The sequence below is a fragment of the Pseudomonas acericola (SeqCode) genome (assembly GCF_053456465.1).
In genome coordinates, this window is record NZ_JBRFJB010000006.1 from 168,391 (window position 1) to 193,952 (window position 25,562).

The 25,562-nt window shown below is 61.8% G+C and carries 27 protein-coding genes; 6 read left to right on the forward strand and 21 right to left on the reverse strand.

The features are described from left to right. The coding region (locus ACU688_RS22030; RefSeq protein ID WP_448186448.1) for a peptidoglycan-binding domain-containing protein at positions 1 to 98 on the forward strand (98 nt) is incomplete at its 5' end. Between the two features lie 125 nt (positions 99 to 223). Here ACU688_RS22030 and ACU688_RS22035 read toward each other — a convergent pair. From ACU688_RS22035 to ACU688_RS22095, 13 genes are all read right to left on the reverse strand, one after another. Next, a complete protein-coding gene (locus ACU688_RS22035) occupies positions 224 to 1,141 on the reverse strand; it encodes a S66 peptidase family protein (protein ID WP_448186393.1) in 918 nt (305 codons plus the stop codon). A gap of 150 nt (positions 1,142 to 1,291) precedes the next feature. Further along, complete coding sequence (gene lipA / locus ACU688_RS22040) at positions 1,292 to 2,293, reverse strand: lipoyl synthase (RefSeq protein ID WP_448186449.1); 1,002 nt, start codon at positions 2,291 to 2,293, stop codon at positions 1,292 to 1,294. A gap of 26 nt (positions 2,294 to 2,319) precedes the next feature. Further along, positions 2,320 to 2,967: a lipoyl(octanoyl) transferase LipB gene (gene lipB / locus ACU688_RS22045; protein ID WP_017735631.1), complete on the reverse strand. Its 648-nt coding sequence runs from the start codon at positions 2,965 to 2,967 to the stop codon at positions 2,320 to 2,322. Continuing rightward, complete coding sequence (locus ACU688_RS22050) at positions 2,967 to 3,242, reverse strand: DUF493 domain-containing protein (protein ID WP_017735630.1); 276 nt, start codon at positions 3,240 to 3,242, stop codon at positions 2,967 to 2,969. The genes lipB and ACU688_RS22050 overlap by 1 nt, the downstream gene beginning before the upstream one ends. Before the next feature lie 85 nt (positions 3,243 to 3,327). After that, positions 3,328 to 4,485: a D-alanyl-D-alanine carboxypeptidase family protein gene (locus ACU688_RS22055; RefSeq protein ID WP_124526354.1), complete on the reverse strand. Its 1,158-nt coding sequence runs from the start codon at positions 4,483 to 4,485 to the stop codon at positions 3,328 to 3,330. 179 nt (positions 4,486 to 4,664) lie between these two features. Next, complete coding sequence (locus tag ACU688_RS22060; protein ID WP_448186394.1) at positions 4,665 to 5,663, reverse strand: septal ring lytic transglycosylase RlpA family protein; 999 nt, start codon at positions 5,661 to 5,663, stop codon at positions 4,665 to 4,667. After that, on the reverse strand, positions 5,663 to 6,673 hold the full coding sequence (gene mltB / locus ACU688_RS22065) for a lytic murein transglycosylase B (protein ID WP_448186395.1): 1,011 nt from the start codon (positions 6,671 to 6,673) through the stop codon (positions 5,663 to 5,665). The genes ACU688_RS22060 and mltB overlap by 1 nt, the downstream gene beginning before the upstream one ends. Positions 6,674 to 6,690: 17 nt before the next feature. Next, positions 6,691 to 7,794, reverse strand: coding sequence for a rod shape-determining protein RodA (rodA, locus tag ACU688_RS22070; RefSeq protein WP_017735626.1), 1,104 nt, complete (start codon positions 7,792 to 7,794; stop codon positions 6,691 to 6,693). A gap of 31 nt (positions 7,795 to 7,825) precedes the next feature. After that, the gene (gene mrdA, locus ACU688_RS22075) at positions 7,826 to 9,724 is read right to left on the reverse strand and encodes a penicillin-binding protein 2 (protein ID WP_448186396.1); all 1,899 of its coding nucleotides are present in this window, start codon (positions 9,722 to 9,724) and stop codon (positions 7,826 to 7,828) included. Between the two features lie 15 nt (positions 9,725 to 9,739). Continuing rightward, positions 9,740 to 10,207 carry a 23S rRNA (pseudouridine(1915)-N(3))-methyltransferase RlmH gene (gene rlmH, locus ACU688_RS22080; protein WP_003176297.1) on the reverse strand — a complete coding sequence of 156 codons (468 nt, stop codon included), beginning with the start codon at positions 10,205 to 10,207 and terminating at the stop codon, positions 9,740 to 9,742. A 9-nt stretch (positions 10,208 to 10,216) separates the two neighbouring features. Beyond that, positions 10,217 to 10,711 (reverse strand): ribosome silencing factor, encoded by a 495-nt coding sequence (gene rsfS / locus ACU688_RS22085; RefSeq protein ID WP_003176298.1) that lies wholly within the window; start codon positions 10,709 to 10,711, stop codon positions 10,217 to 10,219. A gap of 69 nt (positions 10,712 to 10,780) precedes the next feature. Then, a complete protein-coding gene (gene nadD, locus ACU688_RS22090) occupies positions 10,781 to 11,425 on the reverse strand; it encodes a nicotinate-nucleotide adenylyltransferase (protein WP_017735624.1) in 645 nt (214 codons plus the stop codon). After that, positions 11,425 to 12,690 (reverse strand): glutamate-5-semialdehyde dehydrogenase, encoded by a 1,266-nt coding sequence (locus ACU688_RS22095; RefSeq protein ID WP_448186397.1) that lies wholly within the window; start codon positions 12,688 to 12,690, stop codon positions 11,425 to 11,427. Before ACU688_RS22095 ends, nadD begins: the two co-directional genes overlap by 1 nt. Positions 12,691 to 12,865: 175 nt before the next feature. Here ACU688_RS22095 and ACU688_RS22100 point away from each other — a divergent pair, with 175 nt between their 5' ends. Together ACU688_RS22100 and ACU688_RS22105 are read left to right on the forward strand one after the other, a co-directional pair. After that, positions 12,866 to 13,549, forward strand: a complete 684-nt coding sequence (locus tag ACU688_RS22100) for a DNA-3-methyladenine glycosylase (RefSeq protein WP_448186398.1) — start codon at positions 12,866 to 12,868, stop codon at positions 13,547 to 13,549. Positions 13,550 to 13,694: 145 nt separating this feature from the next. Beyond that, positions 13,695 to 15,011: a bifunctional DedA family/phosphatase PAP2 family protein gene (locus ACU688_RS22105; protein ID WP_448186399.1), complete on the forward strand. Its 1,317-nt coding sequence runs from the start codon at positions 13,695 to 13,697 to the stop codon at positions 15,009 to 15,011. On the opposite strand, the gene ACU688_RS22110 is transcribed toward ACU688_RS22105, so the two are convergent. Genes ACU688_RS22110 through ACU688_RS22120 form a run of 3 tightly spaced genes read right to left on the reverse strand, consistent with a single transcriptional unit; the run spans position 15,008 to position 16,686 of the window. Further along, a complete protein-coding gene (locus ACU688_RS22110) occupies positions 15,008 to 15,598 on the reverse strand; it encodes an LON peptidase substrate-binding domain-containing protein (protein WP_017735620.1) in 591 nt (196 codons plus the stop codon). The genes ACU688_RS22105 and ACU688_RS22110 overlap by 4 nt on opposite strands. Before the next feature lie 21 nt (positions 15,599 to 15,619). Next, entirely contained in the window at positions 15,620 to 16,336 is a 717-nt protein-coding gene (locus ACU688_RS22115; RefSeq protein WP_448186400.1) for an LrgB family protein, read from the reverse strand. Beyond that, positions 16,333 to 16,686, reverse strand: a complete 354-nt coding sequence (locus tag ACU688_RS22120; RefSeq protein WP_017735618.1) for a CidA/LrgA family protein — start codon at positions 16,684 to 16,686, stop codon at positions 16,333 to 16,335. Before ACU688_RS22120 ends, ACU688_RS22115 begins: the two co-directional genes overlap by 4 nt. 159 nt (positions 16,687 to 16,845) lie before the next feature. On the opposite strand from ACU688_RS22120, the gene ACU688_RS22125 reads away from it, so the two are divergent. From ACU688_RS22125 to ACU688_RS22135, 3 genes are all read left to right on the forward strand, one after another. Beyond that, entirely contained in the window at positions 16,846 to 17,301 is a 456-nt protein-coding gene (locus ACU688_RS22125) for a MaoC family dehydratase (RefSeq protein WP_003194496.1), read from the forward strand. A gap of 105 nt (positions 17,302 to 17,406) precedes the next feature. Then, positions 17,407 to 19,125 carry a C13 family peptidase gene (locus ACU688_RS22130; protein ID WP_448186401.1) on the forward strand — a complete coding sequence of 573 codons (1,719 nt, stop codon included), beginning with the start codon at positions 17,407 to 17,409 and terminating at the stop codon, positions 19,123 to 19,125. Positions 19,126 to 19,154: 29 nt separating this feature from the next. Beyond that, positions 19,155 to 19,796 (forward strand): oxidoreductase, encoded by a 642-nt coding sequence (locus ACU688_RS22135; RefSeq protein ID WP_257782165.1) that lies wholly within the window; start codon positions 19,155 to 19,157, stop codon positions 19,794 to 19,796. Positions 19,797 to 19,919: 123 nt separating this feature from the next. Here ACU688_RS22135 and ACU688_RS22140 read toward each other — a convergent pair whose 3' ends face one another. The 5 genes from ACU688_RS22140 to ACU688_RS22160 form a co-directional block, all read right to left on the reverse strand. Continuing rightward, positions 19,920 to 20,204: a YceK/YidQ family lipoprotein gene (locus ACU688_RS22140; protein WP_017735614.1), complete on the reverse strand. Its 285-nt coding sequence runs from the start codon at positions 20,202 to 20,204 to the stop codon at positions 19,920 to 19,922. Continuing rightward, positions 20,197 to 20,826 (reverse strand): flavin prenyltransferase UbiX, encoded by a 630-nt coding sequence (gene ubiX, locus ACU688_RS22145; RefSeq protein WP_017735613.1) that lies wholly within the window; start codon positions 20,824 to 20,826, stop codon positions 20,197 to 20,199. The genes ACU688_RS22140 and ubiX overlap by 8 nt, the downstream gene beginning before the upstream one ends. Next, on the reverse strand, positions 20,823 to 22,172 hold the full coding sequence (gene mpl, locus ACU688_RS22150) for a UDP-N-acetylmuramate:L-alanyl-gamma-D-glutamyl-meso-diaminopimelate ligase (RefSeq protein ID WP_448186402.1): 1,350 nt from the start codon (positions 22,170 to 22,172) through the stop codon (positions 20,823 to 20,825). The genes ubiX and mpl overlap by 4 nt, the downstream gene beginning before the upstream one ends. Positions 22,173 to 22,285: 113 nt before the next feature. Further along, positions 22,286 to 23,338 carry a hypothetical protein gene (locus ACU688_RS22155; RefSeq protein WP_448186403.1) on the reverse strand — a complete coding sequence of 351 codons (1,053 nt, stop codon included), beginning with the start codon at positions 23,336 to 23,338 and terminating at the stop codon, positions 22,286 to 22,288. A 185-nt stretch (positions 23,339 to 23,523) separates the two neighbouring features. Continuing rightward, positions 23,524 to 25,419: a sigma-54-dependent Fis family transcriptional regulator gene (locus tag ACU688_RS22160; RefSeq protein WP_448186404.1), complete on the reverse strand. Its 1,896-nt coding sequence runs from the start codon at positions 25,417 to 25,419 to the stop codon at positions 23,524 to 23,526. Positions 25,420 to 25,562: the final 143 nt, after the last annotated feature.

Sequence of the window (25,562 nt, forward strand, 5' to 3'; positions counted from 1 at the left end):
ATACACGCAAGGCGATTCGAGCGGCGCAGCAGTCGTTGGGGTGGCCGGCGGATGGGTATCCGACGGTGAAGTTGCTGGAATCTTTGCAGAACCGCTAGATCTGCTGATGGCTACTGCCGCTATCGCAGGCAAGCCAGCTCCCACATTTGACCGCATTCCAAAGGATGTACACGGTTAAATGTGGGAGCTGGCTTGCCTGCGATGACAGCATCACAGGCACCGACTATTTAAAGACCACATCCTGCTCCAGCACCAAACACTGCTCCCCCGCATCCAACCGCACCAACGCGCCCATCGGCAGTGTCAGGTTCGGATCACAATGCCCACTGCGCCACCCCGCCAGCACCGGAATGCACAACGGCTCGAAGGTCTGCTTGAGCAAGCGCTCCAACGCAGCCTTGTCCACCCCCGCCACATCCCCCACCAGCACGCCGGCAACCTGCGCCAGCTTGCCCGCCAGGCGCAGATGCGTGAGCAGGCGGTCGATGCGGTAGATCGGTTCGTTGACGTCTTCGATCAGCAGGATGATGCCCTCGGCATCAATCTCAAAAGGCGTGCCCATCACCGCCGCGATCATCGACAGGTTGCCGCCCAGCAAGCGCCCACAAGCGATGCCTGGGGCAATCGTGGTCAACGGGTAGGCCACCGGGTGCGCCAGCACGCTGCCGGCGCCGAGATCGCCGCGCAGCATGCTGAACAGCGCGGACTCGGTGGGTTGTTGTTTGCCACCCAACAGGTCGATATTGAACATCGGCCCGTGGAAGGTCACAAAACCGGCGTAGCGGCTGATAGCCAGATGCACGGCGGTGAGGTCGCTGTAGCCGACGAACGGCTTGGGGTTGTGCCGTAGCAGGTCAAAATCCAAGCGATCGAGCAGGCGCGGTGTGCCGTAGCCGCCGCGCAGGCAGAAGATGGCGTCGATGTCAGGGTCGGCAAAAGCGGCGTGGAGATCGTTGAGGCGAGTGTCGTCGCTGCCGGCGAGGTAGCCGTCGCGTTCGTAGACACCGGGGAAGATTCGCAGGTCGTAGCCGCGAGCACGCATCCATTGGCCGGCTTTTTCCACATCCAGGGTGGCCGGGCCAGCAGGGGCAATCAGGCCGATGGTGCCTTCGGGGCGCAATGCAGGTACGGCAATGCTCATGCACATCTCTCCCTAACTAACGCAAAACGAAATGTGGGAGCTGGCTTGCCTGCGATGCAGGCACCTCGGTGCATCAGTCGCACCGAGGTGATGCTATCGCAGGCAAGCCAGCTCCCACATAAGTCCGCTCCCAGATTCGAGCAGCGGTATTTACGAAACCAGGCTCGCCTTGACCAGCTTGGCCTGCTCGTCAGCGTGGTACGACGAACGCACCAGCGGGCCCGACGCGACGTTCTTGAAGCCCATCTTGTAACCTTCTTCGGCGAACCAGGCGAAGGTGTCCGGGTGCACGAAACGCTGCACCGGCAAGTGGCTGCGGGACGGTTGCAGGTACTGGCCCAGGGTCAGCATGTCGATGTCGTGTTCGCGCATGCGCTTCATGACTTCGATGACTTCTTCGTCGGTCTCGCCCAGGCCCAGCATCAGGCCGGATTTGGTCGGGATGTGCGGCATCATCTGCTTGAATTTCTGCAGCAGGGTCAGCGACCACTGGTAGTCCGAACCCGGACGCGCGGCCTTGTACAGGCGTGGCACGGTTTCCAGGTTGTGGTTGAACACATCTGGCGGCTCGGCGGCGGTGATTTCCAGCGCGACGTCCATGCGGCCACGGTAATCCGGCACCAGGGTTTCGAGCATCACGTTCGGCGACAGCTTGCGGATCTCGCGGATGCAGTTGGCAAAGTGCTGGGCACCGCCGTCACGCAGGTCGTCGCGGTCTACCGAGGTGATCACCACGTACTTGAGGCGCAGGTCGGCGATGGCGATGGCCAGGCTTTCCGGTTCGTTGACGTCCAGTGGCTTCGGTCGGCCGTGGCCCACGTCGCAGAACGGGCAACGACGGGTGCAGATGTCACCCATGATCATGAAGGTGGCGGTGCCGCCGGAGAAGCATTCACCCAGGTTCGGGCAGGAAGCTTCTTCGCACACGCTGTGCAGCTTGTGCTTGCGCAGCAGGGCCTTGATACGGTCGACTTCCGGCGAAACCGGGATGCGCACGCGGATCCAGTCAGGTTTCTTCGGCAGTTCGGTGGTCGGAATGATCTTCACCGGGATGCGTGCAACCTTCTCGGCGCCGCGCAGCTTGACGCCGGCTTCCACCTTGGCACGCGGGGCCGGGGCCGGACGGTCAGTAACGTCCACCGTCGGGATCATGGTTTGCACTGCATCAGTAGTCATAATCAGTCGATTCCGCCCGTAAGGGTCGTCTGCTCAGCATAGTCGAGGTGTTTGACGAGCTGCGCACGCAGCCGGGCACTAACCTCGGCAAATTTAATCGGTGTGGCGTGGTCGCTCAGTTGGGTCATCGCCAGCCCGGCATAGCCGCACGGGTTGATCCGACGAAACGGCGCCAGGTCCATGTCCACGTTCAGGGCCAGGCCGTGAAAGGAACAACCGTGGCGAATGCGCAGGCCCAGGGAGGCGATTTTCGCGCCATCCACGTACACGCCAGGCGCATCGGGCTTGGCCGCGGCGGTCACGCCGTAGCTGGCCAGCAGCTCGATCAGGCATGTCTCCATGCGGCTGACCAAGTCACGTACGCCAAACCCCAGCTTGCGCACATCCAGCAACAGGTATGCGACAAGTTGTCCCGGGCCATGGTAAGTCACTTGGCCACCTCGGTCGACCTGCACCACCGGAATATCCCCCGGCAACAGCAGATGCTCAGCCTTGCCGGCCTGGCCCTGGGTGAACACCGGCGGGTGCTCCACCAGCCAGATCTCGTCCGGGGCCGAAGTACCGCGCTCGTTGGTGAACCGCTGCATGGCATGCCAAACCGGCTCGTAGGCCATCTGGCCGAGCTCGCGAAAGCCCAGGACGCCTGACATCACAGCACCATGTGCACGAAGCCGGTGGCCCGCAGTTCGCTGTTGATGTCGTAGAGCTGGTCTTGACCGGTCGCAACGATGTGCAACTGGATCGTGGTGTATTTACCGTTGGTGCTCGAACGCTCGTCCACCCGGTTATCGTTGATCGTCGCGTGTTTGCGCACGATATCGATGATTTTGTCTTTGTTGCCCACGCCGGTATCGCTGATCACTTTGACGGGATAATCCGTCACTGGGAATTCGATCTTTGGCGCCTTTACTTCGGTATCGGTCATGGCGTAACGGCCTCGTAAGCGTAAGCCGTGGCGACGGGCAAAGCCCCGCGTCGGATCAACGCGGGGCTGTGCAGGTGCACACTTATCAGTTGAACAAGCTGTAGAAGAATAGACGGATGCTATCCCACACGCGGCGGAAGATACCACCTTCGTCGACGGCGTCCAGCGCGATCAGGTCGGCGCTGTGCACCACCTTGTCGTCCAGTTTCACTTCGACCTTGCCGATAACGTCACCCTTGGCAATCGGTGCAACCAATTGCGGGTTCATGGTCATGCTGGCAGCGAGCTTTTTCAGCTGGCCTTTAGGCATGGTCAGGGTCAGGTCTTCAGCCAGGCCGGCCTTGACTTGCGAGGTCGCGCCTTTCCACACCGGCGCGGTCGCCAGCTCAGCACCCTTCTGGTAGAAGGTCTGGGTTTCGAAGAAGCGGAAACCGTAGGTCAGCAGTTTTTGCGTCTCGGCCGCACGGGCCTGCTCGCTGTTGGTGCCGAAGACCACGGCGATCAGGCGTTGGCCATCACGTACGGCGGACGACACCATGCAGTAGCCGGCTTCGTCGGTGTGGCCGGTTTTCAGGCCATCGACGGTCTTGTCACGCCACAGCAACAGGTTGCGGTTAGGCTGCTTGATGTTGTTCCAGAAGAATTCTTTCTGGGAGTAGATCGCGTAGTGCACTGGGTCGACACGGATGATCGCGCGCGCCAGGATTGCCATGTCGTGAGCCGACGAATAGTGCTCAGGGTTTGGCAGGCCGGTCGGGTTCATGAAGTGGCTGTTGGTCATGCCCAGGTCAGCGACGGTTTTGTTCATCATGTCGGCGAAGGCGTCTTCGCTGCCGGCGATGTGCTCGGACAGCGCCACGCTGGCGTCGTTGCCGGACTGGATGATGATGCCGTGCAGCAGGTCGCTCACGGTCACTTGCGAACCGACCTTGATGAACATCCGCGAACCGCCGGTGCGCCAGGCGTTTTCGCTGACGGTCACTGGATCGTTTTCGCCGATCTGGCCGCGACGGATTTCCAGGGTCGCGATGTAGGCGGTCATCAGCTTGGTCAAGCTGGCTGGAGGCAGACGCTGGTCACCATTGCTCTCGACCAGCACGTTGCCGCTGGCGGCATCCATGAGGACCCAGGCCTTGGCGGCCAGTTGCGGGGAAGCCGGCACCATTTCAACCGCCCAGGCGGCCGGGGTGATGATCAGCGAAAGGAGCAGGCACGTGCGTTTGGCTAAGGAGGTGATGTTCATCCGTCTCTCGAAATTGCTTATGGAAACTTGCCCTCGCGGGCAAAACTTATTCAGACAGGCCGTTGCCAGACTGTCGCGTGTTCGGTTGCCCGCTCACCCCTTGCCCCTGGGTTTTATTGTTCAACGAGCCAACAACCAGGGTTCAGGCCCACATTCGGGCCCGGACCTTCAATCTTTTGTTATTCGGCGGTGACCACGCTGGGTTGCCCCAGGTTGGCCATGCGCACGCTGTTCTGCACTTGTGCGACTTCACCCGGCGTGCCGATCGGCCCCATGCGTACACGGTGCAGGGTCTGCTGGTTACGCACGATGGAGCTGATAAAGACCGGCGCGCTGACCATGCCGCTGAGTTTCGACCTTAGCAGCTCTGCCGCATCCGGGTTGGCGAAAGCGCCGACCTGCAGGTATTGCCCGCCCGCCATCGAGGCGCCCGGCGCGGCGCGCGGCACCACGACGGTATCCGGTGCATGCTGCTGCGGCGGCGGCGTCCACTGTTCGATCTTGCCGGCCGACGCGTTCACCTGCGGCTGCTGGCTGGTCGGCTCGTTGAGCATCAACGGTGCCGGTTTGCCGCGCTGGGCCCAGTATTGCGCCGGGTCGATACCTTCGACCTTCACCCGCGCCGTACCGGTTTCGGCGTAGCCGAGTTTCTTGGCGGCAGCGTAGGACAAGTCGATGATGCGATCGGAATAGAACGGCCCACGGTCATTGACCCGCAGGATCACCGTGCGATTGTTGTCCAGGTTGGTCACCCGTACGTAGCTGGGCAGCGGCAGGGTCTTGTGCGCCGCGCTCATGCCGTACAGGTCATACACTTCGCCGTTGGCGGTGTTCTGGCCGTGGAATTTGGTGCCGTACCAGGACGCCGTGCCCGATTGCACGTAGGTCTTGGATTCTTGCAGCGGGAAGTAATTCTTGCCCAGCACGGTATACGGGTTGGCCTTGTACGGCCCGGTGTGCAGGGTCGGCGTGGCATCCGGGATCTTCGACACATCGACATCCCACCACGGCGCGCCATCTTTGTGCGCACGGTTGATGTCCAGGCCCGGCTGGGAACGGACCACCGCCCCCCCGGACTTCTGCGCCGGACCACGGCTGGTGGAGCAACTGACTACCAACAAGGACAACGCGGCAAACGCCACCAGCTTGAGCGGTTTTTTGATCGGCGATACCCGCATTACTTGTTGCCCCGTGCTTGGACCAGCATATCTGACAGCTGATGCACGGCCATGGCGTACATCACACTGCGGTTATAACGCGTAATTGCGTAGAAATTCTTCAGGCCCATCCAGTATTCAGGGCCGTTTTCGCCTTCGAGACGGAACGCCGTCACCGGCATGTCATCGCGTGGCGCATTCTGACTCGACCACCCCAGCGCCCGCAACTCCCCGACCGTCTTGACCGGTTCGATGCCCTGGGTGAGACCTTCATCGGCGCGATCCCCGGCCACATCGGCGCGGATCACCACCGATTCGCCCGCAACCCAGCCGTGGCGCTTGAAGTAGCTGGCCACACTGCCGATGGCGTCGTCAGGGTTGCTCCAGATATTGATATGGCCGTCGCCGTCAAAGTCCACCGCGTAGGCGCGGAAGCTGCTCGGCATGAACTGCGGCAAGCCCATCGCACCGGCGTAGGAACCCTTGAGGGTCAACGGGTCGACCTGCTCTTCGCGGGCCAGCAAGAGGAATTCGCGCAGCTCCTTGCGGAAGAACTCGGCGCGCGGCGGGTAATCGAAGCCCAGGGTCGACAAGGCGTCGATCACCCGGTAACTGCCGGTATTGCGCCCGTAAAAGGTTTCAATGCCAATGATCGCGACGATGACCTGGGCCGGCACCCCGTATTCCTGCTCGGCGCGGGCCAGTACGGCCTCGTGCTGGCGCCAGAAATCCACGCCGCGCGCCACGCGGGCGTCGGTGAGGAACATCGGGCGATATTCCTTCCATTGCTTAACCCGTTCAGCCGGGCGGGAGATGGCGTCGAGGATCGCCTGCTTTTTCTGCGCCTCGCGGAACACGCCCATCAGCTGTTCACCGGCGAAACCGTAGTCGCGGGTCATTTCACCGACAAATTCGGCGACCTGGGGTGAACCATCGTAGTCACCGGCCCGCGCCTCTTGCGTTGCGCCCAGCAGGCCAATCAGACCCATCCAGGACGCGTGCCGAGTCGCCCAGCCGCGCATTACTTGCATTGACATCTTCACCTTATTCAAACCTGTGCGATCCATTTGCGATGCGTATGAATCGACATCAAAACCCCAAACGCTGACAGCAATGTCACCAGCGAAGTTCCGCCGTAGCTAATGAATGGCAACGGCACCCCAACCACCGGCAGCAGGCCACTGACCATACCGATGTTGACGAAAACGTAAACAAAAAAAGTCATGGTCAAGGCGCCGGCGAGCAATTTGCCGAACAGCGTCTGCGCCTGGGCGGTGATCACCAGCCCGCGACCAATCAACAACAGATAAATCAGCAACAGCGCGCAAATGCCCACCAGGCCGAACTCTTCGCCCATCACCGCAATAATGAAGTCGGTGTGGCTCTCGGGCAGGAAGTCCAGGTGCGACTGGGTGCCCAGCAGCCAGCCCTTGCCAAATACACCGCCGGAACCGATGGCGGCTTTCGACTGGATAATGTTCCAGCCGGTGCCCAGCGGGTCGCTTTCCGGGTCGAGGAACGTGAGGATCCGCTGCTTCTGGTAGTCGTGCATAAAGAAGAACCACATGGCCACAGCCACCGGCACGGCGGCGGCGAGCACGCTGAGGATCCAACGCCAGCGCAAGCCGCCCATGAACAGCACGAACGCGCCGCCCGCGAGGATCAGCAACGACGTGCCGAGATCCGGTTGGCGCACGATCAGGATGAACGGTATGCCGATCAGGATCAGGCTCACGCCCACATGCTTGAGCTGTGGCGGCAAGGTGCGCTTGGACAGGTACCAGGCGATGGTCGCCGGCATCAGGATCTTCATGAATTCCGACGGCTGGAAGCGGATCACCCCCGGAATGTTGATCCAGCGGGTCGCGCCCATGGCGTTGTGGCCCATCACGTCCACCACCACCAGCAACAACACGCCGGCGACGTAGCCGAGGGGCACCCAGCGCGCCATGAAACGCGGTTCCAGTTGGGCGATCACCACCATCGACAACAGGCCCAGGCCAAACGACGAAGCCTGCTTGATCAGCAGGTCCCAGTTCTTGCCGCTGGCGGAATAGAGGACGAACAGGCTACCGGCCGCCAGGGTCAGCAGCAGGATCAGCAGCGGACCGTCGATGTGCATGCGTTGCAGCAGCGTCGCACGGCGACGCATCACATCCTCGCTGGAGAGGATGCGGTCAAAATTACTCTTCACTGGCCGTAACCTCGGTGCTTGAAGGGGGGCCGCCATATTCGGACTTGAGTCGGCCGTCGTCGGCCAACAGCCAGGCGTCCATGATCTGGCGCACCACCGGGGCCGCGACGCCGGAGCCGGACTCGCCGTTCTCGACCATCACCGCCACCACGATTTTCGGGTCATCCGCCGGCGCAAAGCCGACAAACAAGGCGTGGTCACGGTGGCGTTCCTGAACCTTGGTGCGGTCGTATTTCTCGCCCTGCTTGATCGCCACCACCTGGGCGGTACCGCTCTTGCCGGCAATGCGGTACTGCGCGCCAATCGCCGCCTTGCGCGCGGTGCCTCGGGCGCCGTGCATCACTTGCTGCATGCCGTGGTTGACCTTGGTCCAGTCCGACGGGTCGCGCAGCACGATGTCGGGGATCGGGTTGTCATCCACCGGCTTTTCGCCTTCGATGGTCTTGGCCAGGTGCGGACGGTTCCAGATGCCCTTGTTGGCCACCAGCGCCGTGGCCTGGGCCAACTGCAAAGGCGTCGCCTGCATGTAGCCCTGGCCGATCCCGAGGATCAGGGTTTCACCCGGGAACCACGCCTGGCGACGGGTCGCGCGCTTCCACTCCCGCGACGGCATCAAGCCCGGGGATTCTTCGAACATGTCGAGGGAGACTTTCTGACCGAGGCCGAACTTGCCCATGTAGGCAGACAAGCGGTCGATCCCCAGCTTGTGGGCCAGGTCGTAAAAATAGGTGTCGTTGGAGCGCATGATCGCGGTGTCCAAATCGACATAGCCGTCACCGGTGCGGTTCCAGTTACGGTATTTGTGATCGTAGTTGGGCAGCATGTAGTAGCCCGGGTCATACACCCGGCTGGAGGCCGTGACCACGCCCGCGTCCAACCCGGCAATCGCCACCGCCGGCTTGATCGTCGAGCCCGGCGGATACAGGCCACGCAGCACGCGGTTGAACAGCGGCCGGTCGATGGAATCGCGCAACTCGGCGTAGGCCTTGAAGCTGATGCCCGTGACGAACAGGTTAGGGTCGAAACTCGGCTGGCTGACCATCGCCAGCACTTCGCCCGTGCTCGGGTCCAGTGCCACGACGGCGCCACGGCGCCCGCCCAGGGCCATCTCGGCAGCTTCCTGCAATTTGATGTCCAGGCTCAGCACGATGTCCTTGCCCGGCACCGGGTCGGTGCGCTTGAGCACCCGCAGCACACGGCCACGGGCGTTGGTCTCGACCTCTTCGTAACCCACCTGGCCATGCAACTCGGGCTCGTAGAAACGCTCCACGCCCGTTTTGCCGATATGGTGGGTGCCGCTGTAGTTCACCGGATCAAGGGTCTTCAGCTCTTTCTCGTTGATCCGCCCCATATAGCCGACGGAGTGGGCAAAGTGCGGCCCTTGCGGGTAATGCCGCACCAACTGCGCCACCACTTCCACACCCGGCAAACGGAACTGGTTCACGGCGATCCGCGCGATCTGCTCTTCGGTCAGCTCAAACAGGATCGGCACCGGCTCAAATGGCCGACGCCCCTGCTTCATGCGCTTTTCGAAGATCACCCGATCTTCCGGGGTCAACTGCAACACCTCGACGATCACATCGAGGATCTGCTGCCAGTCGCCGGAACGTTCGCGGGTCATGCTCAGGCTGAAGCTGGGCCGGTTGTCCGCAACCACTACACCATTGCGGTCGAAAATCAGGCCACGGGTCGGCGGAATCGGCTGCACATGCACCCGGTTGTTTTCCGACAATGTGGAGTGATAGTCGTACTGGATCACCTGTAGGAAATACAGACGAGCGATCAACACCCCGATCAACCCCACCACCAGAAAAGCGCCGAACACGACCCGCGCGCGTACCAGACGTGCGTCTTTCTCGTGGTCCTTGATGCGGATCGGCTGGGTCATCGGGAGGGGCGCAGACTATTTGTGGTAAGGGTGCCCGGACAGGACTGTCCAGGCGCGATACAGCTGTTCACCGATCAGAATCCTTACCAACGGGTGCGGCAACGTGAGCGCCGACAGCGACCAGCGCTGGTCGGCCCGCGCACAGACTTCCGGCGCCAGCCCTTCGGGGCCGCCGACCATGAAGTTGACCGTGCGCGAATCCAGGCGCCAGCGATCCAGTTCCACCGCCAACTGCTCGGTGCTCCAGGGTTTGCCGTGCACTTCCAGAGTGACGATGCGCTCGTTGGGGCCGACCTTGGCCAACATGGCTTCGCCTTCCTGACGGATAAAGCGTGCCACGTCGGCATTCTTGCCCCGGGTGTTGAGCGGTATCTCTACCAGTTCCAGCGACAGCTCAGCGGGCAGACGCTTGGCATACTCGTGCCAGCCTTCTTCCACCCACTTGGGCATGCGTGAACCGACAGCAATCAGACGCAGGCGCACAGCCGTTCCTTATTCCTGGTCTTTGTTGAGCTTGTCGAAGTGCGCGTGGCCCACTTCCGGGCTGTGGTGCTTGCCATCAGCCGCACGGCTCTGCTCGGCACCTTTCCACAGACGCTCCAGGTCGTAGAACTGGCGGGCGTTGGAGGTCATCATGTGAACGATCACGTCGTCCATGTCCAGCAGCACCCAGTCGCTGTCGCCCTTGCCTTCTTCACCCAGCGGCTTCACGCCTTGGGCTTTGACGGCTTCACGGACTTTATCCAGCATCGCGCCGATCTGACGGTTCGAGGTACCGGTAGCGATGATCATGAAGTCGGTGATGCTTTGCTTGTCACGTACGTCCAGCACCTGGATGTCCTGGGCCTTGACGTCTTCCAGGGCCGCCACGGCGACTTTTACCAGCTCTTCGCCAGCCAGTTCCGGGCCAACGTGGGCTTCAACTGGCAGCGGCGCGCTTTTGAAGGTGCCTTTGCGCTTAACTTTGCTTACGTCTTTGTTCGTCATATAAAACTCGTTTTGCTCGTATGTTCGGGCGCTCGCTGTACGAATGTTCGTACGTTCAAGCGCGCCTTTTCAGTTCGACGCACGGTAAAGCCCGTGCGCATCGATGTAGGCCAGGACCGCGTCAGGCACCAGGAAACGTACCGACTTACCGCTGGCCAGCAGTTGACGGATCTGGGTGGCGGACACCGCAAGCGGGGTCTGCCAGACGAATGCAATATTCCCGTTCGGCCCGGTCAGGGCCAAGGGGTCACTTACCGACCGCGCGGCCAGCAGGTTGCGCAAGGCATCCGGCGGTTCGCTGTCGGCATCCGGGCGTTGCAAAACCAGGATGTGGCAGTGCTGGAGGAGTTCCTCCCAGCGATGCCAAGAGGGCAGGCCGCAAAATGCGTCCCAGCCCAAAAGCAGAAACAACTGGTCATCAGCGGCCAACTCGGCGCGCATCAGCTCCAGGGTGTCAACAGTGTAGGACGGTTTATCGCGCTTGAGCTCGCGGTCGTCCACCACCAGGGGGGCAATGCCTTCTACCGCCAGGCGCACCATTTCCAGGCGCTGCCGTGGCGACACTTGCGGCGTATCGCGATGGGGCGGCCGGGCGTTGGGCATCACGCGCAATTCATCCAGCGCGAGGGCATCTGCGACTTCCAGGGCACTGCGCAAATGGCCAATGTGCACGGGGTCGAAGGTACCGCCGAGCAGCCCGATGCGTTTACCCATCAAGTGCGCACATGACCGTCGCCGAACACCACGTACTTCTCACTGGTCAGGCCTTCCAGGCCAACCGGGCCGCGGGCGTGCAGCTTGTCGGTGGAAATACCGATTTCCGCCCCGAGGCCATACTCGAAGCCGTCGGCAAACCGCGTCGAAGCGTTGATCATCACCGAAGCGGAATCCACTTCGTTGAGGAAACGCCGCGCATCGCTGAAATGCTCGGAGACAATGGCGTCGGTGTGCTTGGAGCCGTACTTGTTGATGTGTTCGATGGCCTCATCCAGGTCATCGACGATCTTGATCGACAGGATTGGCGCCGTATATTCGGTGTACCAATCCAGCTCGGTGGCTTCGATCACGTCCGCGCCCAGCAGCGCACGGGTACGCTCGCAACCGCGCAGTTCCACACCTTTGTCGCGATAAATGGCAGCCAGCGGCGGCAGCACGCGCTCGGCAATGCCGACGTGCACCAGCAGGGTTTCCATGGTGTTGCACGGCGCGTAGCGGTGGGTCTTGGCGTTGTCGGCGATGCGAATCGCCTTGTCGATGTCGGCAGCGATGTCGATGTACACGTGGCACACGCCGTCCAGGTGCTTGATTACCGGCACCTTGGCGTCGCGGCTGACGCGTTCGATCAGGCTCTTGCCACCGCGCGGCACGATCACGTCGACGAATTCCGGCATGGTGATCAGCGCGCCAACGGCGGCGCGGTCGGTGGTTTCCACCACTTGCACCACTTCGGCTGGCAACTCAGCCACGGCCAGGCCTTGCTGGATGCAGGTCGCAATGGCGCGATTGGAATTGATGGCTTCGGAACCGCCACGCAGGATGGTGGCGTTACCCGACTTGAGGCACAGGCTCGCGGCGTCGATGGTCACGTTCGGACGCGACTCATAAATGATGCCGATCACGCCCAGGGGCACGCGCATCTTGCCGACCTGGATACCGGACGGCAGGTAGCGCATGTCGCGGATTTCACCGATGGGGTCAGGCAGCTTGGCCACCTGACGCAGGCCTTCGATCATGTCGTCGATACGTGCCGGGGTCAGCGCCAGGCGGTCCAGCAGCGCCGGCTCCAGGCCATTGGCGCGGCCGTTGGCCAGGTCCAGCTCGTTGGCGGCGGTGAGCTCGGAGCGCGAAGCATCCAGAGCGTCGGCGGCCGCCAGCAGGGCGCGATTCTTCTGCGCAGTGCTCGCACGGGCGATCAACCGCGAGGCCTGACGGGCAGCGCGACCCAGGCGGGTCATGTAGTCAAGAACGGACTCAGTCATGGTCAGGGAGTCTTGGCAGGGAGGAAAGCGGCAGATTATAGCTGTGACGCCGCTCGACTGACAGCGGTGTGGGGCGGATGGTCGAAATGAACTGTAAAAACCTGGGGTTCAGCGGTAATTAAGGTGGGAGTTGTTATTATTCGGTCACATTTAGCCGTATTAACCCCAGGCCACCATGCCCAGCGTTTCGCCCCAACACCCCGCCAGCGCCCTGCCCGACGGCTTCTTCGACCGTGACGCACAGATTCTTGCGCGAGATCTGCTCGGAAAAGTCATACGCCATCGCGTCGGCGATATCTGGCTTTCGGCGCGAATTATCGAAACCGAAGCCTATTACGTGGCGGAAAAAGGCAGCCACGCTTCACTCGGCTACACAGAAAAGCGTAAGGCTTTGTTTCTGGACGGTGGGCATATCTACATGTACTACGCCCGTGGCGGTGATTCGCTGAACTTCAGCGCCCAGGGCCCGGGCAATGCCGTGCTGATCAAATCGGCTTATCCGTGGGTCGATGAACTGTCCGGCCCGGCCAGCCTGGCGCAGATGCTGTTGAACAACCCGGGCGCCAACGGCCACCCTCGCCCGTCGCAAAAGCTCTGCGCTGGCCAGACGTTGCTGTGCAAGGCGCTGGGATTGAAGGTGCCGATGTGGGATGCCAAGCGCTTCGACCCGCAGCGGCTCTTTGTTGAAGACGTGGGCCAGGTGCCAACAAACATCATCCAGACCACTCGTTTGGGTATCCCCAGCGGGCGAGATGAACATTTGATGTATCGCTTCGTCGATGCTGGCTACGCGCCTTATTGCACACGGAACCCGCTGCGGCGGGGCCAGGTCGAAGGCCGCGACTATTTTTTGATTTGAACATTGAGACCTGCAACACAGCTGATCCCCTGTGGGAGCTGGCTTGCCTGCGATAGCGGTGGCTCACGCCATCGCAGGCAAGCCAGCTCCCACCATTGATCTTCACTGTTTCAGGTTCTGTATTGCATAGATGGAGTGGATTTGTATGGGCCAATGGCTCGATAGCATCACCGGCTGGCTGACCCTCAACCCCGAATGGCTCGCGGTGGCGGTGTTTATCGTCGCGTGCGTGGAATGCCTGGCCATCGCGGGACTGATCGTGCCGGGCACGGTGTTGCTGTTTGCGATTGCCGCACTGGCCGGCAGCGGCGCCCTGTCGTTAAGTGAAACCCTGTTGCTGGGCTTTCTCGGCGGTTTACTCGGCGATGGGATTTCCTACTTCCTCGGCCGACACTTCCACCAGAACATCCGCCGCCTGCCCGGCCTGCGCCACCATCCAGAATGGATGAACGGCGCCGAAACCTACTTCCACAAGTACGGCATTGCCAGCCTGCTGGTCGGACGTTTCATCGGCCCTTTGCGCCCCATGTTGCCAATGGTCGCGGGTATGTGCGACATGCCGTTCCCGCGCTTCGCCGCCGTGAGCCTGCTGGCGGGCGCCGGCTGGTCGGTGGCCTATCTGCTGCCCGGCTGGGCGACCGGCGCGGCGTTCCGCCTGCCGTTGCCGGAAGGCTTCTGGCCGGAGGCCGGAGTGGTCACAGCCGCTATCGCCGTGTTGCTGGGCTTGAGCTTGAACAGCAGCCTGCGCGGCCATCGCCGCGCCACGTTGTGGATCGGTTGCGCGAGCCTGACTTTGTTGATCGCACTGTTTATCGGCTATCACCATCTGGATAACTTCGACCATGGCCTGATCGCCTTGGTGCAAGAACATCGCAGCCCGTGGCTGGACGAAGTGATGGTGCGCATCACCCAACTGGGCGAGTTCAAGAAGATGTTCGTCGCCAGCGCCGTGTTCACAGGCCTGTTGTTGCTGGCGCGACAATGGCGCCAGGCGGTATTTGTCGGCGCCACGCTGGCCGGCGCCGCCGTGATCAACACCGGTACCAAGCTGTTTTTCGCCCGTGGCCGCCCGGAAATTCTTACAGACCCGCTGACCAGTTTCAGTATGCCCAGCGGGCATGCGTCCGGCTCGTTCGCGTTTTTCCTGGCGCTGGCCGTGCTGGCCGGCCTGGGGCAACCGACACGCCTGCGTATGACTTGGCTGCTACTGGGCTGCATTCCGGCGGCGTTCATTGCCTTGTCGCGGGTGTACCTGGGGGCGCACTGGCCGACTGACATCTTGGCCGGCACCCTGCTGGCGATGGCGGTTTGCGCGTTCAGCCTGACCCTCAGCCAGTACCGCAGCCCACTGCCGGCCATGCCGCAAAAAACCTGGTGGTTGCTGCTGCCGGCAATCGTTGCGGTGCTGAGCTTCATCGCCCTCACCGGCACGTCCCACGCCCTGCTGCGCTACGCCTATTAAGTGAAGAGTTCACCCTGCAACTCGTCGAGCAGCATCTGGATCGCATCCAGCCGCTGCTGCGGATCGTCGAGTTGCAGCAGGTCGATCTTGTCGGCCTCGGTAAAGGGCAACAAGTAGGCGAGCTGGTTGCCCAAGGATTGCTGGCCCTCGGCCTGGGTGCCCATGTCCAGCGAGGCCACCATCGGGTGCTCGGCCAGGGCCTGGAGCAACGCCAGCAGGTCGGCGTCCTCTTCTTCCAGCGCCTGATCTGGCAGCTCTTCCAGCCATTGCACGTCGGCTACGAGCAAATTGTCCTTCTGCACCCCGGCGTCGCGCACACGGAAACGGCGCCCGCCTTCGACGCGAATGCCCAACAGGCCATTGTCCTGCTGCTTGAAGTCGCGGATCAGCGCTTCACAACCGATCAGTGCGTAGCCATCCGGGGCCATGCCCACCTCGCTGCCGTCGAGGATGCACACCACGCCAAAGCTTTCGCCCTTCTTCATGCAGCGGCTGATCATGTCCAGGTAGCGCGCCTCGAACAGTTGCAGGTCGAGGGTGCAGCCAGGGAACAGCACGGTATTGAGCGGAAACAGCGCCAGACTCATAAAGGTTTCCTTAACCCCGGTTTAAACGATCACCGACACAGCCAGCGGCAGGAACACTGCCGTGGCCACGCCCATCAGACTCATGGCCAGTGCCGCAAAGGCGCCGCACTCTTCGCTTTCCTGCAACGCCACCGAAGTACCGACGGCGTGGGCCGTCATGCCCAGCGCCATGCCGCGCGCTTCGGGGCTGTGCACGCCGAGGCGCGACAGGTAAGCCGGGCCGATCATCGCGCCGATCACCCCGGTGATCAGCACAAACACCGCCGCCAAGGCTGCCACGCCACCGATCTGTTCGGCCACCAGCATGGCGATTGGCGACGTCACCGACTTGGGCGCCATGGTCATCAGCATCATGTGTTCGGCGCCAAACCACCACCCCAGCAGCACACACAGACCGGTGGCCAACACCCCGCCTATCACCAGCGTAGTAAAAATCGGCCAGAACAATTGGCGAATGCGCCGCAGGTTCAAATAAAGCGGCACCGCCAACGCGACGGTCGCAGGGCCCAGGAGGATGCCCATGATCTCCGTGCTCTTGCGGTACTCGGCGTAGCTCAAGCCGCAGGTGAGCAAGACGCCGATCACCAGCAGCATCGACACCAGCACTGGCTGTAGGAAAATCCAGCGGGTTTTCTCGAAACCAGCCAGCACCAACTGATAGGCGCCCAGGGTGATGCCGATGCCGAACAAGGGGTGATGAATCACCGCGGTCCACGCGCCGTGCCAGTCGAAGATCATTGGTCCTTCTCCTTGCGCTTGACCATCTGCTGCATCAACACGCCGACAAAGCCCATGGCAATCACCAGCGACAGCACCAGCGCACCGACGATGGCCCAGAAGTCCGCCGCGATGTCCTTGGCGTACACCATCACCCCGACGGCGGGTGGCACCAGCAGCAATGGCAGGTAGCGCAACAGGCTGCTGGCCGCCAGGCTCAGGGGCTCGCCGACCTCGCCATTCCAGATCAGAAAACCGAGCATCAGCAGCAAGCCGATGATCGGCCCCGGCAATATCGGCAGCAGCAAATGGTTGAGCGCCGTGCCGATCAATTGGAACAGCACCAGCCATGTCAGTCCGCGTAACAGCATCCGTTCTCCCCCCGTCAAAACTCGCCCGCATTATAAGCACGCCAGCCCTATGCTTCGGCATTCGCCAAAAGCATGGTGGGTTGACCGAGCCTGTTGCCCATGATGATCTAAGATGGATTTCGCACACCTATAAAAACCGATGAACCAAGGAGAGACGCAATGCCCTATGTACCTGTAGCGCAGCTCAAAGATTATGTCGGCAAGGAACTGGGACGTTCCGAATGGCTCACCATCGACCAGGCGCGGATCAACCTGTTCGCCGAGGCCACTGGCGATCATCAGTTCATCCACGTCGATCCGGTCAAGGCCGCGCAAACCCCGTTTGGCAGCACGATTGCCCACGGCTTCCTGTCGTTGTCGCTGATGCCCAAGTTGATGGAAGACATCCTGATCATGCCTGAGGGCCTGAAGATGGCCGTCAACTACGGCCTGGACAGCGTGCGGTTTATCCAGCCGGTCAAGGTCAACTCCAAGGTGCGCCTGAACGTGACACTGACCGACGTCACCGAGAAAAAACCCGGGCAATGGCTGTTCAAGGCCACCGCTACCCTGGAAATCGAAGGCCAGGAAAAACCCGCCTACATCGCCGAGTCGCTGTCACTCTGCTTCGTGTAAGCCCGGCCCTGTGGTGAGGCACTGAAACTCACCACAGGGTATGTAAATTTATGTATGAACCTCGCGGCTGCGGCATACTCGGCGCTCAATTACCCGGATCCCGCTATGCGCCCACTTGCTCCCCTTGCCCTTGCCCTGTTGCTCACCGCTTGCGGAGACGGCGAATCGCTGTTGCCGCCCGATGCGCGCCTGCCCGATGGCGGCCGCTACCGGGGTGATGTGGTCAATGGCTTGCTGCAAGGCCAAGGCCGTGTGGACTACCCCAACGGCAGTTGGTACGCCGGCCAGTTCGACAAGGGCCAGTGGCACGGCCAGGGCGAATGGCATGGCAGCAACGGCGAAATCTATAAAGGCGAGTTCCAGCAAGGCCTGTTCGATGGCCAGGGCAGCCTGACCACGCCGGGCAGCAGCTACGTCGGCGGCTTCAAGCGCGGCCGACGCAACGGCGAAGGCACCCTCAAAGAGGGGCAGATGACCTATCGCGGCGAATTCAATGCCGACCAGTATTCCGGCCTCGGTCGCCTGGAACTGGCGGACGGCAGCCAATACCAGGGCCAGTTCGCCCACGGCAAGCCGAATGGCGAAGGCCAGCGCAACGACGACAGCGGCAACCAGTTCAGCGGCCACTTCGTCGATGGCCAGCTCGAAGGCAACGGCACCTTCAACAGCGCCGACGGCGACATCTATGTCGGCCAGTTCAAACAGAACCAGCTCAACGGCAAAGGCCGCTATGAAAACGCCGACGGCGACGTGTGGATCGGCCAGTTCAAGGAAGGCGCACTGAGCGGCAAAGGCGAGTTGATCGGCGTGGACGGCAGCCACTATGTTGGCCAGATCAGCGATTGGCGCTTTACCGGTGAAGGGCGCCTGAACCTCACCGATGGCAGCTTCTATATCGGCGGTTTCGACAGCGACAGCTACCAGGGCCGTGGCACCCTCGTCCTCACCGATGGCACCGTACAGGCCGGCACCTGGGTCAACGGCATGCGCGTACGCGACGCCGACGGCAAGCTGCTGCCCGACCCGCTGGAAACCGGCGTATTGGCCCAAGGCCACTTGCTCGATGCCGCCCTCGCTGCCGTGCCCGCCTCGACCCCCGCCGTCGAGCTGTACAGCCTGGTGCTGGCCGGTGATGGCAAACAAAGCGTGTTCCTGCGCGAGGCCGACTACGTCAGCAACATGCTCGCCACCCGTTTCGGCGCGCGCGGGCAGATCCGCCTGGTCAACCACCGCGACCACATCGCCGACCGCCCCCTGGCCACCCGCGAAAGCCTGCGCCGCGCCGTGCTGACCTTGGCCGAACGCACAGGGCCGGAAGACCTGGTATTCATTTACCTGACCAGCCACGGCACCCACGAGCATGAGCTGGTACTGGACCAACCGCGCATGGAGCTGGCCGACCTGCCGGCTGATGAGTTGGCCGCCGTGCTCGCACCGCTGAAAGACCGCGACAAGATCATCGTGATTTCCGCCTGTTATTCCGGGGGATTCATCCCGGCGCTGAAAGACGAGCGCACCCTGATCATGACTGCCTCGCGCGCCGACCGCGTGTCCTTCGGCTGCTCCGAAGAGGCCGACTTCACCTACTTCGGCGACGCCCTCTTCGCCCAAGCCTTCAACCAGACCGACGACCTGCAACAAGCCTTCAAGCTGGCGCAACTGCACGTAACCGAACGGGAGCAGGCCGATAACTTCGAAGCCTCCGAACCGCAGATCTGGGCCCCGAAAGGGGTGCTCGCCCACTGGCAACTTTTACGCAAGCAGCAGGCACGAAAGGCGCTCGAAAGCGTCTCAATGAATAGCAAGGAAGCCAAAGGCAACTAAGCTGTAACGTGTAACAAGGGGGAAACACCATGTACCTGACGCCTCAGCATATCTTGCTCGCCGGAGCCTCCGGCCTCACCGGCGAGCATCTGCTTGACCGCCTGCTCAACGAACCCACCGTAACCCGCGTGCTGGCGCCCAGCCGCAAGCCACTGGCCGAACATCCGCACCTGGAGAACCCGGTAGGTGACCCGGCGGTGTTCCTGCCGCAACTGAGCGGCCGCGTGGATATCGCCTTCTGCTGCCTGGGCACCACCATCAAGCAGGCCGGATCGGAAGCAGCGTTCCGCGCGGTCGACCTGGACATGGTGGTGGCCTTCGCCAAGCGCGCGCGGGAGATGGGCGCACGGCACCTGATCGTGATCAGCGCGATTGGCGCCGACCCGAAATCGTCGATCTTCTACAACCGTGTCAAAGGCGAAATGGAACAAGCGCTCAAAGCCCAGGGCTGGCCGCAACTGACCATCGTGCGGCCGTCGCTGTTGCTGGGCGAGCGCCTGGAACCGCGTCTGGCCGAGCAACTGGCCGGGCCACTGTCGAAGCTGATTCCGGGCAAATACCGCGGCATCGAGGTCTGCGAACTGGCCCGGGCCATGTGGCGCCTGGCGCTGGAAGAGCAGGATGGGGTGCGGGTGGTGGAGTCCGATGAGCTGCGCAAGCTAGGCAAGTGATTTTGCGGTGCCTGGGCCGGCCTCTTCGCGGGCAAGCCCGCTCCCACACTGGATCGGGTTCACACAGTTCAAATGTGGGAGCGGGCTTGCCCGCGAAGAGGCCAGCACAGGCACCTACTTATCTTAAAGTCCGCCTGTGGCGTTAAATCCCACCCCCAACACCGTCAACACCGACAACGGCAACAACAAGGTATCGAGCAACGCACTCGCCGGCAGGTCCACCCCCGGATAACTCGGCGCCTCAGCCCCAAACCGGTCCTTGGCGCAGCAGCCGCCATTCATTGCATACAAATCCAACCGCGTACCGGCATACACCACCGGCGCGCCAGGTTGCGCCGCATCCAGCGTGCGCGCAGTGGCGCAGCCGGTCAGTTGCAGCACCAGTACCAGCAGCAGCGCCTTATTCATCGCTGCTCAAATGGTGCTCACCCCAACGCGGCAGCATGTCCTGGGGAATATTCAGCAGGTTCAGGATGCGCGCCACCACAAAATCCACCAAATCATCGATGGTCTGCGGCTGGTGATAGAAACCCGGCGACGCCGGCAAGATGGTCACGCCCATGTTCGACAACTTGAGCATGTGCTCCAGGTGAATGCTTGAGTACGGCGCTTCACGCGGCACCAGGATCAACTGGCGGCGCTCCTTCAAGGTCACATCCGCCGCGCGCTCGATCAGGTTGTTGCACGCGCCCGTGGCAATCGCCGACAAGGTGCCGGTGGAACACGGCACCACCACCATTGCTGCCGGTGCGCCGGAGCCGGAAGCCACCGGTGACATCCAGTCTTCCTTGCCGTAGACCTTGATCTGGCCCGCCGCCGCGCCGGTGTATTCGGTAAGGAACGCCTGCATCATCTGCACCTTGGGCGGCAGGGCGACGTCGGTCTCGGTAGCCATCACCAACTGCGCGGCCTTGGAAATCAGGAAGTGCACCTCGCGGTCTTCGCGCACCAGGCAATCCAGCAAGCGCAGGCCATAGGGCGCGCCGGAAGCGCCGGTCATCGCCAGGGTCACGCGTTCCGGGCCGCTCACTTCAGCGCCTCGGCGAGTTTGCCGTGCAGGCCGCCGAAGCCGCCGTTGCTCATCACCACCACATGGGTGCCGGGCTTGGCGAGTTGCTTGACGTGTTCAATGATGCCCTCGATGGAATCGCAGACCGTTGATGGCACGGTGCACAGCCCGGCAATCGCCGGCAGGTCCCAGCCCAGGTTGGCCGGCGCGTACCAGACCACCTGGTCGGCGTCGTTGACGCTTTCCGGCAGGCCATCGCGGTGCGCGCCGAGTTTCATGGAGTTGGAACGCGGCTCGACAATCGCAATGATCGGCGCGTCGCCCACGCGTTTGCGCAGGCCGTCCAGCGTGGTCGCAATCGCCGTCGGGTGGTGGGCAAAGTCGTCGTAGATGGTAATCCCATTCACGTCGGCGACTTTTTCCATGCGGCGTTTCACGCTCTTGAACGCGCTCAATGCAGCGATGCCCATGGATGGCACCACGCCCACATGACGTGCGGCGGCCAAGGTCACCAGGGCATTGGCCACGTTGTGCTGGCCGGTCATGTCCCAATCGACGGTGCCTTGGGCCTCGCCTTCAAACAGCACTTCAAAGCGGGAGCCGTCTTCGCTGAGCAACTTGACCTGCCATTGGCCGCCCACGCCGGTGGTTTGCACCGGGGTCCAGCAGCCCATGTCGATCACACGCTGCAAGGCCGGTTCGGTGGTTGGGTGGATCACCAGGCCTTCGCTCGGAATGGTGCGCACCAAATGGTGGAACTGCCGCTCGATGGCCGCCAGATCCGGGAAGATGTCCGCGTGATCGAACTCAAGGTTGTTCAGGATCGCCGTGCGTGGGCGGTAGTGCACGAACTTGGAGCGCTTGTCGAAGAAGGCGCTGTCGTATTCATCCGCTTCAATCACGAAGAACGGCGTATCGCCCAGGCGCGCCGACACCGAGAAGTTCTGCGGCACACCGCCAATCAGGAAACCCGGGCTCATGCCAGCATGTTCCAGCACCCAGGCGAGCATGCTGCTGGTGGTGGTCTTGCCGTGGGTGCCCGCGACAGCCAGTACCCAGCGGCCTTGCAGCACATGGTCCGCCAGCCACTGTGGGCCGGAGACATATGGCAAACCTTTATTGAGGACGTATTCGACCGCCGGGTTGCCACGCACCATGGCGTTGCCGATCACTACCAGGTCCGGGACCGGGTCGAATTGCGCCGGGTCGTAACCCTGGGTCAGCTCAATGCCTTGAGCTTGCAGTTGCGTGCTCATGGGTGGGTAAACGTTGGCGTCGGAGCCAGTAACGTGATGGCCCAGTTCCTTGGCAAGGACCGCCATCGAACCCATGAAAGTGCCGCAAATACCAAGAATATGAATGTGCATAGTCGACCTCGTAAACATCGAGGCAGGTTAGCGCAGGGAGGGGGAAATGGCACTCTTTATGCGGCCAGCGGCCAAGCGAAGTGCAACCCGCACTTCGCCCGGCAACCGGCGTTTCAAGCCCTGGCAAGTGCCTGCTCTTCGTTTTCACTCTGCTTGATTGCGGCGATGACACGCACCTTCTCATACGACTCGGCCATCCGTTCGAAGCGTTTTTCAATCACCTCCAGGCGTGCCTTGGCATCGGCAGGCACCGTGGTGCCCGGCTTATAAGGTTTGAAGATAATCCCGTTCTGGCGAGTGGCCTTTTTTAGCTGCTGCTCTGATACATCAAGCAACTTCTCCAGGTTGCTGAGACGCCCCGCGTCATCTTTCGGCCAACTGTCGTTTTTGGTGAACACACTCTGAGTATTCCCAAGAATAAACATCACCGTAGAGGCCATCCCTAATAGCTGGGTCTCTGCATCATCCAGTTGCGGGCCAAGGGCCGTTTCGGATTGCACCGCAGGCGTCACGCTCTTGGGCTGACTGGTAGCGGTCGGTAAAAACGGTGGTGGCAACACGCCCGGTGCGTAATTCGCCTTGATCGCCTCCCCGGTGGCCACGGAGCCGGCATAGGCCCCGACGTTGATCGGTGCGCTGACCATGCCGGTAATGCCAGCGCTGATAAAGGCGTCCCGCGCAACCTGGCCGGCTTTGGGGGCCGAAGAAATGACGCCAGCCTTGACCAGGCTATCGGCGTCGATAAGCCGCTTGGCAGCCTCGGCAACGCTCATTTTCGGCGATTGCTTGGCCAGATCGGCTAACAGCAACGCGTCATTTTTTTTGACTTTGTTGGCATGGATAACCGCATCGCCCAGATTCTGAAAGCGGTTGATCGGGGAAGGTTGTACAGAGCCAGACGGTTTGCCTGGTGTCCTCGGCTTGGGTATTGGCGGCACAACCGGCTTGGGGGCGATAGGCGGCTTGACTGGCACAACGACAGGAGGCACCGCCGGTGGCTTGCTGCCAAACCACGAAAAAAAGCCTTTGTCCTTTATGCCGCGCTTGCTGCGAGCCAAAGGCTGTTCATGGATATCGCTGCTGCTTGGAACCGTCGGCACAACAGGTTTATCGACAGTCGCCGGTGGCAGGGAAACAAATGGAACTGTTGGCGTTGTAATGATCATCGTGTTCACCCGAGTGATTTTTATTGAATGAAAACACCTTGAGCAGTTGCCCTAATTGAGTGAGCAACCAGCGCTGAACAGTTCCTGTGGGAACATGCCAACTCAATGCGTGTGGAACTTTCCACTTAACAATAAAAAATCAACTAAGCCGAACCCTGAAAAGAACATCCTCCTACAACCCTTGGTTATGTCGGCGTAAAACGGGTAATCCCATGTTTGCGCAACTTACGATACAACGTATTGCGACTGACACCGAGGTGCTCTGCGGTTTGCGTCATGCGCCAATGTTGGCGCTCCAGCGCCGCGAGCAAGGTCTGGCGTTCGGCATCATCGAGCGGCAACTCGCTGACCTTGTTCAACGGGGCCTGGTGCAGCAGCGCAGGCAAGTCGGCCAGCCCGATTCGCCCGTCATCACACAACGCCACCAACGTGCGCAAGACCGTACGCAGCTGCCGCACATTGCCTGGCCAGGCATAGGCCAACAACGCTTGCCGCGCCGCGGGCTCAAGGCTGATCGACTGGCCACGCGCCTCCTCGGCCAGCAGGAAGTCGAGCAACTGCGCTTTGTCGCTGCGCTCGCGCAACGCCGGCAGCGCCACTTCCAGGCCATTGAGACGGTAATACAAGTCCTCGCGAAAGCTGCCGTCCTGCACGCGTGCCAGCAGATTGCGGTGCGTGGCACTGATGATTCTGACATTCACCGCCTCAGGTTCGCCGCCGATGGGCACCACCTGGCGGTCTTCCAACACCCGCAACAAACGCGTCTGCAACGCCAGGGGCATGTCACCGATTTCGTCGAGGAACAGCGTGCCGCCGTCGGCCTGTTGCAGCTTGCCGCGCATGCCATCCTTAAGCGCGCCGGTGAAACTGCCGCCGCGATAGCCGAACAGTTCGCTTTCGATCAGGCTTTCGGGGATAGCCGCACAGTTGAGTGCAACAAACGCTTTGCCCTCACGCAGGCTGGCGTGATGCACAGCCTTGGCGAAGGCCTCCTTGCCGGAGCCGGTTTCGCCATTGATCAGCAAGGGGACATCGCGTTCGAATACCCGCAGCGCCTTGCGAAAATCGTTTTGCAGGGCCGGATCGCCCAGGCAGATCCCCGGCAGACGCGCAGGTGCGGGCTTGACCACAGGCGCCAAAGGGCTGCGCGACTGGCCACGCAACGCCGCGAACAAGTGCCGGCCATCACGGGTACGCAGCGGCCAACTGGCGGTGGCATTGGCGCTGGCGCGGCCAAGCAATTGGTCCAGGGAACAGTCGAAAAATGTATCCACCGTGCGCCCCAGCAAGCCGGCGCGGGCCTGCCCCAGCAGGTTCAACGCGCTCTGGTTGACCGCACAAATCCGCCCGTCGCCGTCGAATGCCAGCAGCCCCTCGCTGAACAACCCGACCGACTCCGCCTGCAAGTGAAACCGCAACAACCAATGGTTTTCAAAATGACGCAGGAAGTAACAACTCTCGATCATCTTCGCTGACAGATTCACCAGCGCCATGGTGTGAAACTGGCTCTGGCGCGATACCGCTTCGCGCGCCGAAGACACATCCAGTACCGCGAGCAAGTCACCGTGAGGGTCGAAGACCGGGCTCGCCGAGCAGGTCAGCCCGGTATGCCGGCCACGAAAGTGTTCATCGCGATGAATCGTCAGGGACTGCCGCTCCACCAGGCAGGTGCCGATGCCATTGGTGCCCTCGCAGGCTTCGCTCCAATCCGCGCCGAGCCACAGCCCGGCGCGCTCGAAAATCTTGCGCTCGGACGGCGCGGTGACGCAGTTGAGGATCACGCCGCGCGCATCCGTGAGCAGCACCGCATGACCGGCGCCTGAGAGCTGCTGGTGCAAGCTGTTCATCTCGCTGCCGGCGATGTGCAGCACTTGTTGCAGGCGCTCACGGCTTTCCAGCAAGCGACCGTGCTCAAGCACCGTGGGCGCGAGGGTCTGCGCAGGGTCGAGATGGTAGTCCTCCAGGCAACGCAACCAGGAGCGGGCGATGGAGGGATCGCTGGCGGGGCCTTGGGAGCGCTCTTGGCCACGGGTGACCGTTAACACTTGCTGGGCATGGCGGCTGAAATGATCGTTGTGCATTTCTTATTATTCTCCCTGCGTGAGAACGCCCAGCATCCCCCAGCCATCCGACCAATGCAATCCCGGGCCGACCCGCCGGTCACAGGCTGTACCGTTTATGGCACAAAGTGTCACGTTGCCTGTACCAACCCTGCTACAGCAAC

Excerpts from the sequence above, each read along its gene's own strand:
- ACU688_RS22035 (WP_448186393.1), bottom strand. The coding sequence starts at position 1,141 with ATGAGCATTGCCGTACCTGCATTGCGCCCCGAAGGCACCATCGGCCTG.
- lipA (WP_448186449.1), bottom strand. The coding sequence starts at position 2,293 with ATGATCCCGACGGTGGACGTTACTGACCGTCCGGCCCCGGCCCCGCGT.
- lipB (WP_017735631.1), bottom strand. The coding sequence starts at position 2,967 with ATGTCAGGCGTCCTGGGCTTTCGCGAGCTCGGCCAGATGGCCTACGAG.
- ACU688_RS22050 (WP_017735630.1), bottom strand. The coding sequence starts at position 3,242 with ATGACCGATACCGAAGTAAAGGCGCCAAAGATCGAATTCCCAGTGACG.
- ACU688_RS22055 (WP_124526354.1), bottom strand. The coding sequence starts at position 4,485 with ATGAACATCACCTCCTTAGCCAAACGCACGTGCCTGCTCCTTTCGCTG.
- ACU688_RS22060 (WP_448186394.1), bottom strand. The coding sequence starts at position 5,663 with ATGCGGGTATCGCCGATCAAAAAACCGCTCAAGCTGGTGGCGTTTGCC.
- mltB (WP_448186395.1), bottom strand. The coding sequence starts at position 6,673 with ATGCAAGTAATGCGCGGCTGGGCGACTCGGCACGCGTCCTGGATGGGT.
- rodA (WP_017735626.1), bottom strand. The coding sequence starts at position 7,794 with ATGCGTCGCCGTGCGACGCTGCTGCAACGCATGCACATCGACGGTCCG.
- mrdA (WP_448186396.1), bottom strand. The coding sequence starts at position 9,724 with ATGACCCAGCCGATCCGCATCAAGGACCACGAGAAAGACGCACGTCTG.
- rsfS (WP_003176298.1), bottom strand. The coding sequence starts at position 10,711 with ATGACGAACAAAGACGTAAGCAAAGTTAAGCGCAAAGGCACCTTCAAA.
- nadD (WP_017735624.1), bottom strand. The coding sequence starts at position 11,425 with ATGGGTAAACGCATCGGGCTGCTCGGCGGTACCTTCGACCCCGTGCAC.
- ACU688_RS22095 (WP_448186397.1), bottom strand. The coding sequence starts at position 12,690 with ATGACTGAGTCCGTTCTTGACTACATGACCCGCCTGGGTCGCGCTGCC.
- ACU688_RS22100 (WP_448186398.1), top strand. The coding sequence starts at position 12,866 with ATGCCCAGCGTTTCGCCCCAACACCCCGCCAGCGCCCTGCCCGACGGC.
- ACU688_RS22105 (WP_448186399.1), top strand. The coding sequence starts at position 13,695 with ATGGGCCAATGGCTCGATAGCATCACCGGCTGGCTGACCCTCAACCCC.
- ACU688_RS22110 (WP_017735620.1), bottom strand. The coding sequence starts at position 15,598 with ATGAGTCTGGCGCTGTTTCCGCTCAATACCGTGCTGTTCCCTGGCTGC.
- ACU688_RS22115 (WP_448186400.1), bottom strand. The coding sequence starts at position 16,336 with ATGATCTTCGACTGGCACGGCGCGTGGACCGCGGTGATTCATCACCCC.
- ACU688_RS22120 (WP_017735618.1), bottom strand. The coding sequence starts at position 16,686 with ATGCTGTTACGCGGACTGACATGGCTGGTGCTGTTCCAATTGATCGGC.
- ACU688_RS22125 (WP_003194496.1), top strand. The coding sequence starts at position 16,846 with ATGCCCTATGTACCTGTAGCGCAGCTCAAAGATTATGTCGGCAAGGAA.
- ACU688_RS22130 (WP_448186401.1), top strand. The coding sequence starts at position 17,407 with ATGCGCCCACTTGCTCCCCTTGCCCTTGCCCTGTTGCTCACCGCTTGC.
- ACU688_RS22135 (WP_257782165.1), top strand. The coding sequence starts at position 19,155 with ATGTACCTGACGCCTCAGCATATCTTGCTCGCCGGAGCCTCCGGCCTC.
- ACU688_RS22140 (WP_017735614.1), bottom strand. The coding sequence starts at position 20,204 with ATGAATAAGGCGCTGCTGCTGGTACTGGTGCTGCAACTGACCGGCTGC.
- mpl (WP_448186402.1), bottom strand. The coding sequence starts at position 22,172 with ATGCACATTCATATTCTTGGTATTTGCGGCACTTTCATGGGTTCGATG.
- ACU688_RS22155 (WP_448186403.1), bottom strand. The coding sequence starts at position 23,338 with ATGATCATTACAACGCCAACAGTTCCATTTGTTTCCCTGCCACCGGCG.
- ACU688_RS22160 (WP_448186404.1), bottom strand. The coding sequence starts at position 25,419 with ATGCACAACGATCATTTCAGCCGCCATGCCCAGCAAGTGTTAACGGTC.